Source organism: Paracoccus methylovorus, from assembly GCF_016919705.1.
Classification (GTDB): Bacteria; Pseudomonadota; Alphaproteobacteria; order Rhodobacterales; family Rhodobacteraceae; genus Paracoccus; species Paracoccus methylovorus.
The window spans coordinates 465,339-482,861 of record NZ_CP070368.1; the positions used below are offsets into that span (position 1 = coordinate 465,339).

At 67.2% G+C, this 17,523-nt stretch carries 15 protein-coding genes; 2 read left to right on the plus strand and 13 right to left on the minus strand.

Annotated features, from left to right (window positions below):
* The first annotated feature begins 3 nt into the window (after nucleotides 1–3).
* Nucleotides 4–1,665, plus strand: a complete 1,662-nt coding sequence (locus JWJ88_RS02310) for a thiamine pyrophosphate-binding protein (protein ID WP_205294512.1) — start codon at nucleotides 4–6, stop codon at nucleotides 1,663–1,665.
* Between the two features lie 27 nt (nucleotides 1,666–1,692).
* On the opposite strand, the gene JWJ88_RS02315 is transcribed toward JWJ88_RS02310, so the two are convergent.
* The 6 genes from JWJ88_RS02315 to JWJ88_RS02340 all read right to left on the minus strand — a co-directional run bounded on the left by JWJ88_RS02315 (nucleotide 1,693) and on the right by JWJ88_RS02340 (nucleotide 8,726).
* Complete coding sequence (locus JWJ88_RS02315; RefSeq protein ID WP_205294513.1) at nucleotides 1,693–3,117, minus strand: inorganic phosphate transporter; 1,425 nt, start codon at nucleotides 3,115–3,117, stop codon at nucleotides 1,693–1,695.
* A complete protein-coding gene (locus JWJ88_RS02320) occupies nucleotides 3,114–3,578 on the minus strand; it encodes an NUDIX hydrolase (RefSeq protein WP_205294514.1) in 465 nt (154 codons plus the stop codon). Before JWJ88_RS02320 ends, JWJ88_RS02315 begins: the two co-directional genes overlap by 4 nt.
* A complete protein-coding gene (gene arfB / locus JWJ88_RS02325) occupies nucleotides 3,575–4,006 on the minus strand; it encodes an alternative ribosome rescue aminoacyl-tRNA hydrolase ArfB (protein ID WP_205294515.1) in 432 nt (143 codons plus the stop codon). Before arfB ends, JWJ88_RS02320 begins: the two co-directional genes overlap by 4 nt.
* Nucleotides 4,007–4,072: 66 nt before the next feature.
* A complete protein-coding gene (gene pbpC, locus JWJ88_RS02330) occupies nucleotides 4,073–6,124 on the minus strand; it encodes a penicillin-binding protein 1C (RefSeq protein WP_205294516.1) in 2,052 nt (683 codons plus the stop codon).
* Nucleotides 6,125–6,212: 88 nt separating this feature from the next.
* Nucleotides 6,213–7,349 carry a YcjF family protein gene (locus JWJ88_RS02335; RefSeq protein ID WP_205294517.1) on the minus strand — a complete coding sequence of 379 codons (1,137 nt, stop codon included), beginning with the start codon at nucleotides 7,347–7,349 and terminating at the stop codon, nucleotides 6,213–6,215.
* Nucleotides 7,350–7,358: 9 nt separating this feature from the next.
* Nucleotides 7,359–8,726, minus strand: coding sequence for a YcjX family GTP-binding protein (locus JWJ88_RS02340; RefSeq protein ID WP_205294518.1), 1,368 nt, complete (start codon nucleotides 8,724–8,726; stop codon nucleotides 7,359–7,361).
* 212 nt (nucleotides 8,727–8,938) lie between these two features.
* On the opposite strand from JWJ88_RS02340, the gene hrpB reads away from it, so the two are divergent.
* Nucleotides 8,939–11,362, plus strand: a complete 2,424-nt coding sequence (hrpB, locus tag JWJ88_RS02345; RefSeq protein ID WP_205294519.1) for an ATP-dependent helicase HrpB — start codon at nucleotides 8,939–8,941, stop codon at nucleotides 11,360–11,362.
* Here hrpB and JWJ88_RS02350 read toward each other — a convergent pair.
* The 7 genes from JWJ88_RS02350 to def (JWJ88_RS02380) all read right to left on the minus strand — a co-directional run bounded on the left by JWJ88_RS02350 (nucleotide 11,359) and on the right by def (JWJ88_RS02380) (nucleotide 17,512).
* Nucleotides 11,359–11,907, minus strand: a complete 549-nt coding sequence (locus JWJ88_RS02350) for an HdeD family acid-resistance protein (RefSeq protein WP_205294520.1) — start codon at nucleotides 11,905–11,907, stop codon at nucleotides 11,359–11,361. The genes hrpB and JWJ88_RS02350 overlap by 4 nt on opposite strands.
* Nucleotides 11,908–12,058: 151 nt before the next feature.
* Complete coding sequence (fmt, locus tag JWJ88_RS02355) at nucleotides 12,059–12,952, minus strand: methionyl-tRNA formyltransferase (RefSeq protein ID WP_205294521.1); 894 nt, start codon at nucleotides 12,950–12,952, stop codon at nucleotides 12,059–12,061.
* A gap of 23 nt (nucleotides 12,953–12,975) precedes the next feature.
* Nucleotides 12,976–13,854: a dienelactone hydrolase family protein gene (locus JWJ88_RS02360; protein ID WP_205294522.1), complete on the minus strand. Its 879-nt coding sequence runs from the start codon at nucleotides 13,852–13,854 to the stop codon at nucleotides 12,976–12,978.
* Nucleotides 13,839–15,479 (minus strand): alpha/beta hydrolase, encoded by a 1,641-nt coding sequence (locus JWJ88_RS02365; RefSeq protein WP_240200176.1) that lies wholly within the window; start codon nucleotides 15,477–15,479, stop codon nucleotides 13,839–13,841. Before JWJ88_RS02365 ends, JWJ88_RS02360 begins: the two co-directional genes overlap by 16 nt.
* Nucleotides 15,480–15,652: 173 nt before the next feature.
* Nucleotides 15,653–16,153 carry a peptide deformylase gene (gene def / locus JWJ88_RS02370; protein ID WP_205294523.1) on the minus strand — a complete coding sequence of 167 codons (501 nt, stop codon included), beginning with the start codon at nucleotides 16,151–16,153 and terminating at the stop codon, nucleotides 15,653–15,655.
* Nucleotides 16,154–16,440: 287 nt separating this feature from the next.
* Nucleotides 16,441–16,998: a peptide deformylase gene (locus JWJ88_RS02375; RefSeq protein WP_205294524.1), complete on the minus strand. Its 558-nt coding sequence runs from the start codon at nucleotides 16,996–16,998 to the stop codon at nucleotides 16,441–16,443.
* Nucleotides 16,991–17,512, minus strand: coding sequence for a peptide deformylase (gene def / locus JWJ88_RS02380; protein WP_205294525.1), 522 nt, complete (start codon nucleotides 17,510–17,512; stop codon nucleotides 16,991–16,993). The genes JWJ88_RS02375 and def (JWJ88_RS02380) overlap by 8 nt, the downstream gene beginning before the upstream one ends.
* Nucleotides 17,513–17,523: the final 11 nt, after the last annotated feature.

Below are 17,523 nucleotides of genomic sequence, written 5' to 3' on the forward strand. Positions count from 1 at the left end.
GCGATGCGGCACGGTGGACAGATTCTGGTCGATGCGCTGAAGACGAACGGGGTCGGGCGGGTGTTTTCGGTTCCCGGGGAAAGCTTTTTGGCGGTGCTGGACGGGCTTTATGCATCTGGCATCCAGAACGTCGTCTGCCGGCAAGAGGGCGGTGCTGCGATGATGGCCGAGGCGCACGGCAAGCTGACCGGCCGGCCGGGGGTGGTGTTTGTCACCCGGGGTCCGGGCGCCACCAATGCCAGCGCGGGCGTGCATGTGGCGCGGCAGGATTCGACACCGATGATCCTGTTCGTGGGCCAGATTGCGCAATCCGACCGCGACCGCGAGGCGTTCCAAGAGGTTGATTACCGCGCCATGTTCGGTCCGCTGGCGAAATGGGTTGCCCAGATCGACCAGACTGAGCGCATCCCGGAATATGTCAGCCGCGCTTTCCACCTTGCGATGTCCGGTCGGCCCGGTCCCGTGGTGCTGGCGCTGCCCGAGGATATGATCGCATCCCGGGCCGAGGTGCCCGATCTGCTGCCCGCTGCCGCGCCGCTTTCTGCGGTTGCCGGGGAATCCGTCGCGGCCATCGCGCAGGCTTTGGCGGGGGCCGAGCGGCCCTTGGTCGTGCCGGGCGGGACGCTGTGGTCGCAGGTGGCCGCCGACGATCTGGCGCGTTTCGCGGAAGGCTGGGGCTTGCCGGTCGCCGTGCCCTTTCGCCGTCAGGGGCACATGGACAATGCACATCCGAACTATGTCGGCGATCTGGGGGTCGGCATGAACCCGGTGCTGGGGCAGGCGCTATCGCAGGCGGATTGCGTGCTGTCGCTTGGCTCGCGGCTGGGCGACACCCTGACGCGGGGCTATGACCTGATGGACCCGGTGCGGCCGCATGCCCGGGTTATCCATGTGTATCCCTCGCCCGACGAACTGGGGCATCTGTGGCGGCCAGATCCGGGGTTGGTGGCGGACCCGCGTGCGGTGGTGGCGGCGCTGGCCGCTTTGCCCGCGCCCCGGCGCTGGGACGGCTGGACGGGCGAGCTTCGCGCCGCTTACGAGGCATGGCAGCAACCAAAACCCACCCCCGGCGCGGTGCGGATGGAGCAGGTGGTGCGCTGGCTTTCCGATCACCTGCCGCCGGATGCGATCATCACCAACGGCGCCGGGAATTACGCGGCTTTTGTTCACCGCTATTATCGTTATCGCCGCTGGGGCACGCAGCTTGCGCCGACCTCGGGGTCGATGGGCTACGGCCTGCCCGCAGCAATCGCCGCCAAATTGCAGCATCCTGATCGCGCCGTGGTCTGCATGGCGGGTGACGGATGTTTGCAAATGACCGTGAACGAGATTTCGACAGCCGCCCAGCATGGTGCCGCCGTCATCGTCATCGTGGCGAACAACGGACATTACGGCACCATCCGCATGCATCAGGAACGCAGCTATCCCGGCCGTGTTTCAGGCACGGCGCTGGCCAATCCCGACTTTGTCGCGCTGGCGCGGGCCTATGGCGGGCATGGTGAGGTGGTGGCGCGACAAGAGGACTTTGCCGACGCTTTCGCGCGCGCTCAGGCGGCAGGCACGTTGGCGGTGCTGGAGCTGATGCTTGACCCCGAGGCGCTGAGCACCGGCGCCACCCTTTCCGAGACCCGCGCGGCGGGTGAGGCGGGGTTGCGCCGGGCCTGACGACAGTGATTGGGAAAGGCGGTGCGTCTAGAAACCGCCGACCCAGACCAGCACGGCGGCCAGAGCGGCGGCTGCGGGCACGGTAACCAGCCAGGCCCCCAGGATCATCCGCATATAGGATCGGCGCACCAGATGGCGGCGGCGGCGCTCCTCGACCGGCAGAGGGGCTTGGCCGCCCGTCAGCCGCCGGTCGCGCCATTCCCGATAAAAGCCGACACCGAACACGCCACCCACCGCGACATGCGTGGTTGAAACCGGCAGCCCCAGAAGCGATGCACCCAGCACCGTCGATGCCGTTGCCAGCGACACGCAAAGTGCGCGGGACGAATTCAGCCGGGTGATCCGACTGCCCACCATATGCACCAGCCTGCGCCCGAACAGCAAAACCCCCAGCGCGATGCCAAGACCGCCCAGCAGCAGAACCAGCCGGGCGCGCAGATCGTCCTCGCCCCCCGCCGACAGGCTGTCGAGGATAATGGTCAGCGGCGCGGCCACGTTCGAGGTGTCGTTGGCGCCATGGGCAAAACCCATGACCAGCGCCGTGGCGGCCAGCGGCACCGCCAGCAACTGCCTCATCGACAGCCGCCCGCTGATCTTTCCGCGCAACTGGCGATCGATGCGCCGCCGGGTATACAGCCAGCCAAGCGCGCCGCAGACCAGCATCAGCGCCGCATTCGTGGCCCAGCCCCAGCCATGCCATGCCAACTCGGCCATTCCCGCCAACATGGACGAGGCTAACCCCACGATCACAGGCATCCAGATGCGGGCGGCGGCCACGCGATCCTCGCGATCCGCGACCAGCACCCGCAAAAGCGCCATCATCCCCGCCGCGATCAGTCCCGCAACCAAGGGCGAGGCAATCCAGCCAACCGCGATCAATGCCATGGAGGGCCAGTTCACCGCGCCAAGGCCAAAGGTCGCCAGCCCCGCGCCCGCGATGGCGCCGACTACGGAATGCGTGGTGCTGACCGGCGCGTCGAGCCAGGTGGCAAGGCTGATCCAACTGCCCGCCGCAAGCAGGGCCGCCAGCATCATCCGTGCTGTCGCCTCACCCTCGCCCAGCGTGCTGCCGACCAGCCCTTCGGTCAATGTGGTGGTAACCGCGCGGCCGGCGATGACCGCGCCCAGCACCTCCATCACGGCGACGAGCAACAGGCCTTTGGTCATGCCGATGGCGCCTGCACCCACGGCGGGCCCCAGGGCGTTCGCCACGTCGTTGCCACCGATCGACAGCGCCAGATAGGCGGCGACCGCCATGCTCGCCGCCAGAATCCCCAACCCGGGCTGGCCTGCAAAAAAGCCGGTGCCGATATAGCTGGCGGCGGCGATGAAGATCAGCGCCAGCCCCAGCCGCAAAACCGGGCGCGCGGAATGCAGCACCGCGCGTTCGGTGTTGGTGATGCGGCTCAGGTCCTTGTCGAGTGTGCGGAACTCGCGGTGGTTGCGCCTCATGCCGGGTGCTGCCTGGGCGCGGGCAGGCGGTGCAGGATTTGCTTCAGCCCCGTCTCGGCGACCAAACGGGCGGCGTCCTCGGGCGCGAACCAGCGGCGTATGCGCTCATGCGCTTCGGGAAAGTTCTGTTTCAACTCGTCTACGTAAAGCGGAAAGACCCGCACCTCGACCGGGATGGCAAAGCCGCGGTCCTGATCCTTGTCATAATGATAACGGCCGATCTCGGCCTCGCCGACACGTCCTTTGACGCCGGCTTCCTCCCATGCTTCCTGACGGGCGGCGTCGGCCAGGGTGCGGCCGGCCATCGGCCAGCCCTTGGGCACGATCCAGCGGCCGGTGCCGCGACTTGTCACCAGCAACACTTCGCCGGTCGTGCCATTCAGACACAGCGCGGCGACTTGCATATCGGGCGGGCGGCGGCCGATCAGCCGGGCCAGCTTTTCGCGGAATGCGACGATCATGCCGGGTCCTCCGCGTCGCGAATGCGGCCGCGCATCGCCTTGACGTCGCCGCGCTGGGTCTTGGCGGCCAACCGGCGTCGCTGACTGCCCAGCGTGGGGCGGGTCGGGATGCGCTTGCGGGGCGCGACCAGCGCCTGGCGGATCAGTTCCGCCAGCCTCTCCCGCGCGAGTTCGCGGTTGCGGGCCTGACTGCGCGTTTCCTCGGCCCGGATCAGCACAGCGCCATCCTGCGTCCAGCGCCGTCCGGCCAGCCGACGCAGCCGGGTCTTGACCGGAGCGGACAGGTGCGGCGAGCGTTCGGCCTCGAACCGCAGTTCGACGGCGGTCTCGACCTTGTTCACGTTCTGACCGCCCGGTCCCTGGGACCGGGTGAACTGTTCGGACAGCTCCCATTCCTGAATGGTGATCTGGTCGGTGATGCGAAGCATGGTGCGAATATGGCGCAAAGCCCGGCTAAGAAAAGGTCAAGCGGATGAAGAGACGTTCAAATTGCGTCAGTGCAGCCGGATTGCCGCAGTTGCCGAGGCCCCGTCGGCATCGATAACCGTCAATTCGGCAAATCCGGGGCCGGGATTGGGCAGGCTGGCCATGGGCTGCGGCTGGGCGATGGCGGCAGGCGCGCCGTTCAGCAGAAAGGTCCAGGGCCCGCGACCGCCCCTCGCCTTGGCCGTCAGCGGGCCAGTCGCCTCCACCTCGGCCCCGTTTGGCGGATAGGTCAGGCGCAATGCATCGGGGCTGACGGGGCTTGCAGCCATGGCGCTGGCCCGCCCGGCAGGTGCAAAGCGACGCAGCGGCAAGGGCAGGGCACTGTTGGGCAGGGTCAATGCCTGGGGCGGGGGCGGCGGCAGGGCCACCGAGGGCAGGGCGTCGAACAGGTCGAACAGCACCGGCGCCGCCAGATCGCCGCCAAAAGCGCCGGGCACGGGTGTTCCGTCCGGCCGCCCCAGCCAGACCGCCCCCACATGCGCCCCGTCATAGCCTACCGCCAAGGCATCACGATGCCCGTAAGAGGTGCCGGTTTTATAAGCCATCGGGCGCTGACGTGCGCCATGCGGGGCAGAGTTCTGGCCCAGAATATGGCCGACCTGCCATGCGGCGACGGGGCCGAACATCGGCACAGGCCGTTCCTCGCTTGCGCCGGGCAGCGGCGAAAGCCTGACCCCTCGTCCACCGCGCGCCAGGGCCGCGTAACCCTCGGTCAACCCTTCCAGCGTCACACCCGCGCCGCCCAGCACGATAGCAAGGCCCGCCGTCTCGCCGGGCAGGCGCAACTCGACCCCGCCGCGACGCAGCGCCTGATTGATGCGGTTCGGCCCGACCGCCTCGGCCAGCTTGACCACCGGGATGTTCAGCGACCAGATCAACGCATTCCGCAGGCTGACGGTGCCGCGGAAATTGTGGTCGAAGTTCTGGGGCTGCCAGCGGCCAAAGGCGGTCGGCCGGTCCTCGATCAGCGTCTCGGGATGGGCTAGCCCGTCGTCGAACGCCAGCCCATAGACAAAGGGCTTCAGCGTCGAGCCGGGCGAGCGCCAGGCCCGCGCCATGTCCACGAACCCGCTTGAGGCGCCATCGGTCCAGTCCGCCGCACCGACCTCGGCCAGGATTTCTCCGGTGCGGTGATCGGCCAGAACCACCGCCGCCGAAAGCCGCCGCCCGGCGCCGCGCACGGCACGCGTGGCCAGATCCTCGGCGCGGCGTTGCAAGCGCGGGTCGATGGTGGTCTCGATCCGCGCCGCGCCCGGATGCTCGCGCAGCAGGCGTGCGGCCAGCAGAGGCGCAAGCGCGGGAAATGCCCGGCGGGCCCGTGGCACCGGCTCGGTCATCGCTGCCTGCGCATCGGCGTCCGAGATCAGCCCCGCCGTCGCCGCATGCGCCAGAACCCGGTCCCGCGCGGCCTTTGCCGCTTCGGGAAACCGGTCCGGCCGGCGCGTCTCGGGTGATTGCGGCAGGGCGACCAGCAGCGCGGCTTGCGCGGGATTCAGCAGCCTCGGCTCTTTGCCGAACCATTGCAGGGATGCCGCGCGGATGCCCTCGACATTGGCGCCATAGGGGGCAAGGCGCAGATAAAGCTCCAGGATCTCGCGCTTTTCCAGCCGCTTTTCCAATGCCAGCGCCAGCCGCAACTGCCGGGCCTTGCCGGACCATTGCCCGGTTGGTCCCTCTTCGATCAGCCGTGCGACCTGCATGGTCAGGGTCGAGCCGCCCGAGACCACCCGCCCGTGCCGCAGTGCCTGACCACCCGCCCGCAGCAACGCCCACGCATCCACTCCGGCATGGCGTGAAAACCGCCGGTCCTCCCATAGCACGAGCATAGCCAGAAACAGCGGATCGACCGGCCCGGCGTCAAGCCGCCAACGTCCATCTGCAACCTGAAACGCCCGCAGCAGCGAACCGTCGCGCGCCAACACCTCGACGCCCACCGGAACTTCCAGCCGCGGCAATTCGGTCGCTCTGACCCAATCGTCAAAGCGATCCCGGACGCCTGCTCCCAGACTCAGGACCAGAACGGCGACCATCAGCGACAGGGCAAAGCGACGCGATCTCATACCACCTCAATACGCCGGATCGGGCAGGTAAAGAACCGCCCCGATCTTCTTCGTTGCCCAAATACCCCGACACCCGCGCAATCTGCGGCTAGTTTGCCGCGTCCTCTCCGAACAGCCCCTTTAGACCTCGCGCGACCAGATTGCCCACCTTCGGCCGTGGCTGGTGGATAAAGGGCAATGGCCGGCAAACCTCCATCGCGGCGATGCCGACGCGGGCGGTCAGTGCCCCGTTGACCACGCCTTCGCCAAAGCGCCGGGACACCTTGGCCAGCAGCCCGCCCCCTGCGACGGTGTGGATCAGGTCGTCGCCGGCTGCGACGGCGCCCGTGGCGATCAGATGCGTCATCACCGTGCGCGCCAGCCGCCAGCCGCCCACGGCGCCGGCACGGCCGCCATAGATCTCGGCCATGCGGCGGATCATTCGCAGGTTGGCGGCGAGCGCGGCGATCACATCGGCCAGCGCTAGCGGGATCAGCGCGGTGGCGGCGGCGACGGTGCGGGCGGCGGCCTCGATCTCGCGCCGGGCCTGCTGGTCCAGCGTGGCCAGCAATTCGGTTTCCGCCAGCGCGATCAAGGTCTCGGCGTCATAGGCATCGGCCTTGCGTTCGCGCAGCCGGCTCACGCCCCATTCAAGTTCCGGCCGCGCGCGGTAAAGGCTCTCCATCCGGTCCACGACATGCTGTGCCGCCTTCAGGTCGCTGGAGGCCAGCGCCGCGCCTGCCTCTCGGTTGATGCCATCAATGGCGGCAAAGCGTGCCCAAGCGCGATATTCGCGCCACGCCATCCCCAGCGCGGCCAGACAGAACATCACCATCAGCGCAAAGCCGATCCAGCCCAGCAGCGGATAGCTGTTCAGCAGATCGGTCAGATAGCGCAGCGCGGCCACCGACAGCAGGAATGTGAACAAGGCGACGCCGGTATTGATGAAGAACCGCGTCAGCCGCGACGGTCCGCGCCCCACCAGACGCGCGACCAGTTGCATGGTGCGCGGCTGCGGCAGGGGCGAGGCCAGCCCATCGTCGATCATCGGCGCATCGGCGGGCGAGGGCGCGGCTTCATCCTCGCGCCATTCCGCCCGTGGCGCCTTGCGGTTTCGCTGGTCGTGTCCCGGCGGTGCGGCGGCAGGTTCGGAGGCGGGTCTCGTCGATGCTTCGGACCGGGACTCGCCGGGTTGTGCGCTCATCTCCAGCAGGACAGGTCCGCGCCGTTTCGGAGGTTCAGCCATGGCGCTCTCCTATATCCTGTCGCCGATCAGGAACTCGGCCGCGCGGTCCAGCCGGATATGCGGCGGCCCGTCGCCCGGACGCAGCGTGTGCGGCGCCGGCGCAAAATCCATGATCGCATAATCGCCATCCAGCCAACGTGTTGCGCCTTGACTTGCCGGCACCAGCAACTCGGCCGGATTGGCCGGCAACTCGCCCGGATAAAAGGCCGCCTGCCGCCCATCCATCAATGTGCCGCGCACGGCGGGCAGTTCGTCATCGTCCTGCCGGATCATCTCTTCGGTGGTGGTGCGCAGCGAGGCGATGGACATGGCCTCGGTTCGCGCGCCCGAGAAATCGGCGCGATCGCGAGCATCGCGCAACATGGCGGCGGTGATCGCGGTCAGGCGCGGATGCTGGATGTGGTGCAGGTGGTCGGCCTTGGTCGCGGCGAACAGGATGCGCCCCACCCGGCGCGAGCCCAACAGCTGCGCCAGCCAACCCGCCCGGCCGGGGCGAAAGGCACTGAGGATGTCGGCCATGGCGCGGCGCATGTCCTCGACGGCGCGCGGGCCGGCGTGGATTGCGCCCAGCACGTCCATCAGCACCACCTGCCGGTCGATGCGGGCGAAATGATCGCGGAAAAACGGCTTTACCACGCGCGACTTATAGGCCCCGAAGCGGCGCGAGAACTCGCGGCCCAAGGGCGTTGCGCGCATGTCGTGCGGCAGGGGGGTAAAGGTCAGCGCGGGTGAGCCGTCAAGCTCTCCGGGCATCAGAAAGCGGCCGGGGGTGCAGTCAGACCAGCCCGCCTCGCGCGCCAGATGCAGGTGGCGCGTATAGGTGGTGGCCAGCGCCTGCGCGGCGGTTTCGTCGAACCGGGCCGGATCGGTTCCGGCCAGTGCGGCAAGGAAGCTGTCGGCACCGGGGCGGCCGGACATGCGATCCAGTACCTCTTGCGACCATTGGTCGAAATCCCGGTCCATCAGACGCAGGTCCAAAAGCCACTCGCCCGGATAGTCCACGATATCCAGATGCAGCACCTGCTGGCCCCGCAGTCCCGCAACCAGTCCGCGCGGCTGCACCCGCAGCGACAGGCGCAACTGGCTGACGTGGCGCGTGCCCTCGGGCCAATGCGGGTCGGGGCCGGTCATCGCCGCCAGATGCCGCTCATAATCGAAACGCGGCACGGTGTCGTCGGGCTGGGGTTGCAGCCACGCTGCCTTGAGCGAGCCATCGGCGGCGGCCCGCAGGCCCGCCATCCGGCCCCGGTCCAGCAGATTGGCCACCAGCGAGGTGATGAAGACGGTCTTGCCTGCACGCGACAGCCCCGTCACCCCAAGCCGGATCACCGGGTCCGATATTCCCAGACCCTGCATCAGATCGTCGGCGATACCCATTCCGTCCCTCGCTTTGGCCCGGTCAAGATAGGCAGAGCCGACGCGGATGTGTAGGGGCTGGATTAAGCGCCGCAACGTGCCGCGGCTGCCGATCAGCGTATCGAGGTCGGTTCGACCCAGGGGTTGCGCCCCGGCTGACGTTGACGACGCCTTTTGGGCATGGGAAGCGGCGGGGGCTTTCTCCGCCGTGGCGGCTTTGCCATAAGGCGGGAATGCAACTGCCCATCGACGCCGTATTGCCGCAACTGACCCAGGCGCTTGCCGCCCATGGCCGCGCCGTGCTGATGGCGCCGCCCGGCGCGGGCAAGACCACGCGTGTGCCGCTGGCGCTGTTGCCCGTCATTCAAGGCCGCATCCTGATGCTGGAGCCACGCCGCCTTGCCGCCCGCGCCGCTGCCGAACGCATGGCCGAGACGCTGGGCGAGGTGCTGGGCCAGACCGTCGGCTATCGCATTCGCGGCGAGGCGGTGGCTGGCGCCCGCATCGAGGTCGTGACCGAGGGCATCCTGACCCGGATGATCCAGTCCGATCCCGCGCTGGAGGGCATCGGCTGCGTCATCTTTGACGAATTCCATGAACGCAGCCTGAATGCCGACCTGGGCCTTGCCCTGACGTGGGAGGCGCGGCAGGCCCTGCGCCCCGATCTGGCGCTGGTCGTCATGTCCGCGACGCTGGACGCAGAGCCGGTCGCGGCGCTGCTGGATGGCGCCCCCGTCATCCGCTCGGACGGGCGCGCCTTTCCGGTCGAGACCCGCTGGCTGGGCCGGCCGCTACCGGCAGGCGCCCGGCTGGTGCCCGAGGCGGCGCGGCTGATCGCCGAGGCCGAAGCCGCGACGCGCGACACCGGCGGCACCATCCTGACCTTTCTGCCGGGCGAGGGCGAGATCCGCCGCGTCCAGGCCATGCTGGACCTTGATGCCGAGGTGCTGCCGCTGTTCGGCGCGATGGACTTCAAGGCGCAGCGCGCGGCCCTGCAACCCTCGGGCGGTGGGCGGCGGCGGATCGTGCTGGCGACTTCGATCGCGGAAACCTCGCTGACCATTCCCGATGTGCGGGTGGTGGTCGATGCGGGCCGCGCAAGGCGGGCGCGCTTCGATCCCGGTTCGGGCATGTCGCGGCTGGTGACCGAGCGCGTCAGCCGTGCCGAGGCCGAACAGCGCCGGGGCCGCGCCGGCCGTGTTGCCCCGGGCATCTGCTATCGCATGTGGGCGCGTGCTGAAGAGGGCGCGCTGCCCGCCTTTGCCCCCCCGGAGATCGCCGTGGCCGATCTTGCCGGTCTGGCACTGGAGCTGGCGATCTGGGGCTCGGACGGGCGCGATCTTGCTTTTCTGACCCCGCCACCCGAAGCGGCGCTGGCCGAGGCGCGGGCGCTTTTGCACGACCTTGGTGCGCTGGATAGCGACAACCGCATTACAGCGCATGGCCGCAGGCTGGCCCCGTTGCCGCTGCATCCCCGGCTGGCGCATATGCTTGTCAGCGCGGGGCGGGCGGCTGCCGATCTGGCGGCGCTGCTGGCCGAACGCGACCCGCTGACAGGGGCGCCGACCGACCTGACCCTGCGGCTGGCAGCGATCCGCGATACCAGAGCCTATCAGGACCGCCATCCCTGGCCGATCAACGCTGGCGCCCTGCACCGGATCCGCGACGAGGCAAAGCGCCTGCGCCGCATGACGCCCGCCACGGAATCATCGGGTTCTGCACTGTCGCCGGGTGCCATGGCGGCGCTGGCCTATCCCGACCGTATCGGCCTGCGTCGCAAGGGCGATCAGCCGCGCTATGTGCTGTCGGGCGGCAACGGGGCGGTGCTGCCCGAAGGCGATGCGCTGGCCGCGCAACGGCTGATCGTGGCGACCGACCTTGATGGCGACACGCGAGAGGCCCGCATCCGCATGGCCGTCGCCGTGGATGAGGATGAGGTCCGCGCGCTATTCCCCAACCGCATCGGCACCATCGAGACCGTGGAATGGTCGCGCCGCGACAATCGTGTCATTGCCCGCAGGCAGGAACGCTTCGGTGCGCTGGTGCTGGCCGACCGGGCGCTGGACGATCCCGCCGCCGAGACGCTGGCCCGTGCGGCCTTTGAAGGGCTTCGTGCGAACGGGCTGAACTGGACACCCGGCGCTGCGCGGCTGCGCGCGCGTATCGCGTTGGTCCCGGAACTGGGGCCGGTCGATGACGACAGCCTGCTTGCGGACCCGGACTGGCTGCTGCCTTGGCTGGGCCGCGCGCGGACGCTGGCCGATCTGCGCGCGCTGGATCTGACCGAGGCGCTGAAGTCGCGCATCGGCTGGGACGGCCAGCGCCGGCTGGATGAGGCGACGCCGGCGCATTTCGTAACGCCGCTGGGTCGCAAGGTGCCCATCGACTATGACCACGAGACGCCCTCGGTCGAGTTGAAACTGCAAGAACTATTCGGCCTTGCGCGCCACCCTGTTATCGGCGGCCGGCCGTTGCGCATCACCATGCTGTCTCCGGGCGGCAAGCCGATTGCGGTGACGACCGACCTGCCGGGATTTTGGACGGGCGGCTATGGCGAGGTCAGAAAGGACATGCGCGGGCGTTACCCCCGCCATCCCTGGCCGGAAAACCCGCTTGAGGCCGACCCGACCACAAGGGCCAAGCCACGCGGCACCTAGATGCCTTTTGCCCCTTTCAGGCGGAAGGCCAGCGCAATCATCGCCACGCCGATCAGCAGGGCGAAGGTGCCGATCAGCCAGGCAATGCTAAGCAGTCCCGCCTTTGGCACCAGCGCCATCAGGACGCCCCAGACCACCAGCAACACACCGCTGAGTGCCAGCGCCCATTCCCCCTCGATCTCATGACGCAGGCGGATCGCGGCGATGATGCGCAAGACGCCCGTGACCACCCCCCATGCGGCCATCCAGATGACAAAGGCCAGCGCCATCGCCTTGGGCCAGAACAGCGCCATCAGGCCGATGAGGATCGACAACACGCCGTCCAGCACCCAAGCCCACCAGCGTTCGTCCGAGGACCTGCGCCAGAAGCCCAGAATGATCGACATCACCCCGTCGAAGATCGCATAACACCCAAAGACCACCAGCAGGACAAAGACGGTCAGCCCCGGCCAGACCAGCGCCATCAGCCCGAATATGATCGCGGCGATGCCGCGTATCAGCGGCACCCACCAGTGATCGGCCATTACACGAAGCGGACTTTCCATAATATTCGCCATAATCGTTCCCTTTTCAGGACCGCCGGATCGAAATGCTCTCGAAAACCGGTCTGACAGGCAAAGATTAACATGAGGTTGACCGAAACAGCCCGCTGGCCGTACGTCAACTGCTGGTTGTGGCGAATTTGCTACAGTGAGGTTAGTCAAGCCGATCGGGCAGAGACATACCGCGCAAGATTTCGGCGGCTGGCATGGGACGCTTGCCCTGGCGCTGTGCCTCCAGCACCTCGACGGCATTCTCGCCGCAGGCGATGGTAAAGCCGGACAGCACCGTCCCGGGGATGCCCGAACCAGCGACAAGACGCGAGCGCAGCAGCTTTACCCGCTCATCCCCGATCAGGCACCAGGCACCGGGAAAGGGCGATAACCCGCGGATCTGCCGGTCGATCTGCATCGCAGGGCGAGTCCAGTCGATGCGTGCCTCGGCTTTGTCGATCTTGTGCGCATAGGTCACGCCCTGCTCCGGCTGCGCTTGGGCGGGCAGGGGCAGGCGTTCCAGCGTCCCGGTGATCAGCGCCGCACCCATTTCGGCCAGCCGGTCGTGCAGGTCGGCGGTGGTGTCCCCGGGCCCGATGGCGGTGCGCGCCTCGGCCAGTACCGGGCCGGTGTCCAGCCCTGCCTCCATCTGCATGATGGCGACGCCGGTTTCCGCATCCCCGGCCATGATCGCGCGGTGGATGGGCGCCGCGCCACGCCAGCGTGGCAAAAGCGAGGCGTGGAGATTCAGGCAACCCAGACGCGGCGCCTGCAGCACCGGTTGCGGCAGGATCAGCCCGTAAGCGACGACCACCGCCACATCAGCCTGAAGCGCGGCGAAATCTGCCTGATCCTGCGGCGATTTCAACCGCTCGGGTGTGCGGATGGGCAGGCCAAGCTCCTCGGCAGCGCGATGCACGGGCGAGGGGCGGGGTTTTTGCCCGCGCCCAGCGGCGCGCGGCGGTTGGGAATAAACCGCGATGACCTGATGCTTCGCGGCGATGGCCCGCAGCGCAGGGACCGAGAAATCGGGTGTGCCCATGAAAATGACGCGCATCGCTGCTCTCCTTGTTCCGGGTCTCATATCCCGGGCGGCGGCGCGGCAAAACCCTGCATGAAGCTGCGGATGTCCCGGGTCGCCTGCTCCAGCGCCTTGGGGTCGAACTCCAGCGGCGAAAGCAAGGAGTGTTCGCGCTGGTCAAACCCATGATTGATGCCCGGATAGGTCTTGACCGCCAGTTGCGCGCCATGTTCGGCCATTTCGGTGGCCATCTGCCGGCAGGCTTCGGAATCGATGATCGAATCCTCTTCCGCCAGCAGCATCAGCCCCTGAATATTATCCGGCCATGGTCCCTTGTCGGCCGTGTTCAGCAATCCGCAATAGGGATAAAGCAGCACGACCGGCCCAAGCTGCGCGGCAAGGCTTTCGGGCGGGGCGGGCCATGCGGTCAGGCCCGGAGGCGGTTCGCTCTCGCCCAGTTGACGCAAGAGCTCCATTACTGTCCAGCCGCCGTGCGAGGCACCAAGCAGCGCGACATCCGACGCGTCGACGCCCGGCATTCCGCGCAGCGCCGTCAACGCCACGGCCAGATCGCCTGCGCGTTCGGTTCCCGGCAGGACCTGCCCGGCACAGATTGCGCGCCAGGCTTGGGCCTTGTCCAGATTGCGCGGTGCGTGGCTGTCAAGGATCAGGGCCGCCCTGCCCATGGCCACGAATTCCTGCGCCCAATAGTCCATGTTGTCATAGACCCCGTCGCAGCCAGAAAGCAGCACGGCGGCGGGGTGCGGGCCGGGGCCGTCAGGCGAAATCAGGCGCCAATGCGGCTCCAACCGGGCCCGCCGTTCGGCCGGCGTATCGGTGTCGGGCTGCCAGCCGGCATAGTTGCGCGCCGTGTTCAGCACCAACGCCAGTACCAGAACCCCCAGCACTGTCAGGGCGACGGTCAGCGATTTTCGCATCCGTATTTTCCGTTCTGACCGCAGATCGATTTGAGCCGCTCCGTCTCGGTCGCTGTCCAACCTTCGGGGTCGGTGACCGAGATCCAGCCGTCGATATAGTCGTGGGCGTGATACGTATGGCCAAAGCCCGGCGGTGCCGAGGTCGAGACCAGCATGTCCACTGTCAGTTGCAGTTGTGTCACGACGGGCGTGAAGCTTAGCCGCGGCGAGACGTCGGGCGCCAGCGGCTCGCGCATCCATTCCGGCGCTCTCCACAGCGAGGTGGGGTCGTAGAACACGATCGGATCGCTGGCATATTGCAGGAACAGCATGCGCAACCGCCCCCATGGCCGGCCCGAGCGGTCTGGGGGCTGGAACTGGCTGGCATAGCGGATCACCTCGCTGTCATCCACTTCCGGTAGGACGAAGGGACTGCCGGGCAGGCGCGCTGCATTGGCCTGCCGCCATAGCGTCGAGGGGAAGGGTGGTCCGACCCAGAAAGCACCGTCGACTGGCTCATTCATCATCTGGAACGGGTTGAACGAGTGCATCGAGGACCACGCCCCCAGCGAAATCCCGTGCAGATACAGCCGGGGTCGTTGTTCTGCTGGCAGGTGGCGCCAGTGTTCATAGACCAGGCGCATCAGGGCCGTTATCTGGTCAAGGCCGGCTTCGGTTTCAAATATCAGGGCCAGCGGACTCATCAAATAGGAATATTGCACCGCCACCGTCGCCACGTCTCCGCCATGGATGTATTCCAGCGCGTCGTAGCTGGCCGGGTCCATCCAGCCAGTGCCCGTGGGACTTGCCACCACCAGCACTTTGCGGTCGAAGGCCCCGACGCGCAGCATTTCGGCAAATGCCAGTTGCGCGCGGGCTTCAGGCTGTCTGTCCTGTGCAAGGCCGATATAGATCCGCAAGGGTTCCTTGGCCGGGCGGCCGGTAAAGGCCGAGATGGCAGAGGCGCGCGGCCCGCCCAGTACGAAATCCCGCCCCGGTTTGCCCATCAGGTCCCAGACGCTGTTCGAGACTGCCGAACCCGATTGCCAGGGCTCGGTCGGCGGGGCGACGTTCGGATCGGTCAGGTGCTGGGCCGCGACAAACGAGCCGTCGGCGATGCGCATCGCTCCGTTCACCACTCCGTCGCGGGTCAGCGTCACCACGATCAGCGCCGCAAGCAACAGGCCCAGCACATTGGCGCTGCGCGCCGGGATATAGCGTGCCAGCCGCAACCGCAGCAGGTGGAACAGTGCCTCGATTGCCTTGCCGATCACGAAAAGCAGCAGAAACACCACGAGCGCCAGCAGCAGCATCTTGGCGGTGTTGTTAACCTCCAGATCCGGCATGCCCATGCGGCTGCGGATGCTGTTTTGCCACACGCCCGACAAGATCACGCCGCGCCCGAACACCACCAGCACCGGCACGGCCAGCAGGGCATGGGCGATGCGCGCCGGCCGGCCCTTAAGCACCGGCAGCTCCAGCGCGCGCCACAGTGCCAGTACGAACTGGGTGATCACATAGCCCGCCGCCAGGGACCCCCCGACCAGCAGCCCCTGCATCAGCCAATCCCTCGGGATCAGCGAGGGCGTAAGCGACGCGGCGGCAAACACCAGTCCGACAAGCAGGGGTAGTACGGAAAAAATCATGTCCTACCGTCTCGCTAGGCCCGCGCGACGGGCGGGCAGGTTTCAGCACGAACGGGACGCCCGGCGCGGCTGCGCGGGCACGGGGTCACCGAAGGCCGGTTTCCTTATGCGCCGTTCGCGTTCGAAGGTAGGCCGCTGCCGTGACAAAGAAAAGACTCAGGATCGCCGCAGTGTCAGGGGCGCGAAAGCTTGGCCGATCTCGCCACCAGCATCTTGCGGCGCAAGGGGGACAGGTGGTCGACATAAAGCTTGCCGTTGAGGTGGTCGATCTGGTGCTGGACCGAGGTCGCCCAAAGTCCCACGAAATCGCGATCCTCGACTTCGCCGTCGGCGTTCAGAAAACGGACGGTGACCGCGCGGGGCCGTTCGATCCGGGCAGAGACGCCGGGAAGATTCGGGCTTGCCTCTTCATGGGGGCGCAACTGCACGCTGGCATGCAGCACCTCGGGGTTGGCCATGCGCACCGCCTGACCGCGCTTTTCCGAGGCATCGACAACCGCCAGCCGCTGCATGATGCCGATCTGCGGTGCGGCCAGACCGACCCCGGGCATCGCCTCCATCGTGGCGATCATGTCGTCCCAGATCATCCGCACGGTTTCGGTGATCGCGGGCACCGGCTGGGCGGGCATATGCAGCCGGCGATCTGCATAGGGCAGGAAGAGGCGAATGGTCATCAGGCAGCCTTGGCAAGAATGCCGTCCCGGCTATCACGGAGGCAGATAAAGGTAAATCCGCCCCGGGCTTTCCGACAGCCCGGCATCGTGCCGGACCTGCAAGGAGAATCCTTGCCCAAGGGCTGACCAGATCTTGCGAAAACCCTCACCCCCGGTCAGGCTTGTAACAGATAGCCGCCCATCCATCCAAAAACCGGCGAGCAAGCACAGAAATGCGAACAGAACGGACAAAAGGCACCCCGGCAGCGTCATCTGCCCCGGCTTAGCGGCAAATACCTAAGACAGGTTTAACGTGTGTCGGTATTTTCGGGATCTGGCAGCGAATCAAGGATCAGCCGGCCGTCAAGGTGATCCGCCTCGTGCTGGGCGATGCGTGCCTCGATCCCGGTCAGCGTCAGAAGCTGCAATGCACCGGTCAGGTCGAAACAGCGCATGGAAATCGTGGTTGCCCGCGTCATCGCCACCGGTAGGTCAGGGATCGACAGGCAACCCTCCTCGACCGTTTCGACCTCGCCACCCATGGGGGCGATCTCGGGGTCCAGGACCACGCGCGGGCAGGGCGTGCCGGTTTTCCAGCCCGAATCCATAACGAAGATACGAAAGGTTTCGCCGATTTGCGGCGCGGCAAGGCCACGGCCCCCGGCGTCATACATGGTTGCCAGAAGGTCCGCTGCCAACCGTGAAACCTCGCTCCAGTCCAGCCGCCCGACCGGGTTGCAGATGTGGCGCAGCGTCGGGTGGGGATGGATCAGGACAGGGCGGATATGCCCTTGTTCAGCCAGCCGCGCCAGATCGGGCCCTTGCGGGGCATGCGCGATCTGTTCGTCCGACAGCGGTTCAGGCACGGGTGCGCTCACGCTTCAGCTTGACCATCTTGCGGGTGATCATCTGCCGCTTGATCGGGCTGAGGTAGTCGATGAACAGCTTGCCGTCGAGGTGGTCGATCTCGTGCTGGGCACAGGTCGCCCATAGCCCCTCGAACTCGCGTTCATGCGTCTTGCCGTCGAGGCCCAGCCAGCGCACCCTGACCTCGGCCGGCCGGGTCACGTCGGCATATTGCTCGGGGATTGAAAGGCAGCCTTCCTCATAGGTGTTCAGCGCCTCCGAGGTCCAGGTGACCTCGGGGTTGACCATGACAAGCGGGGTGTGCGGCGCCTCGGGGTCCTTTTCGCAGTCCATGACGTAAAGACGCGACAGAACGCCCACCTGTGGTGCGGCCAGGCCAACGCCCGGCGCGTCATACATGGTGGCCAGCATGTCTGCTGCCAGGGTTTCGATCTCGGGCGTGATGCGGGCCACGGGCTCGCATGGCTTTTTCAGCCGGGGATCGGGATGGAGAATGATATTGCGCAATGTCATGCCCGTGATCT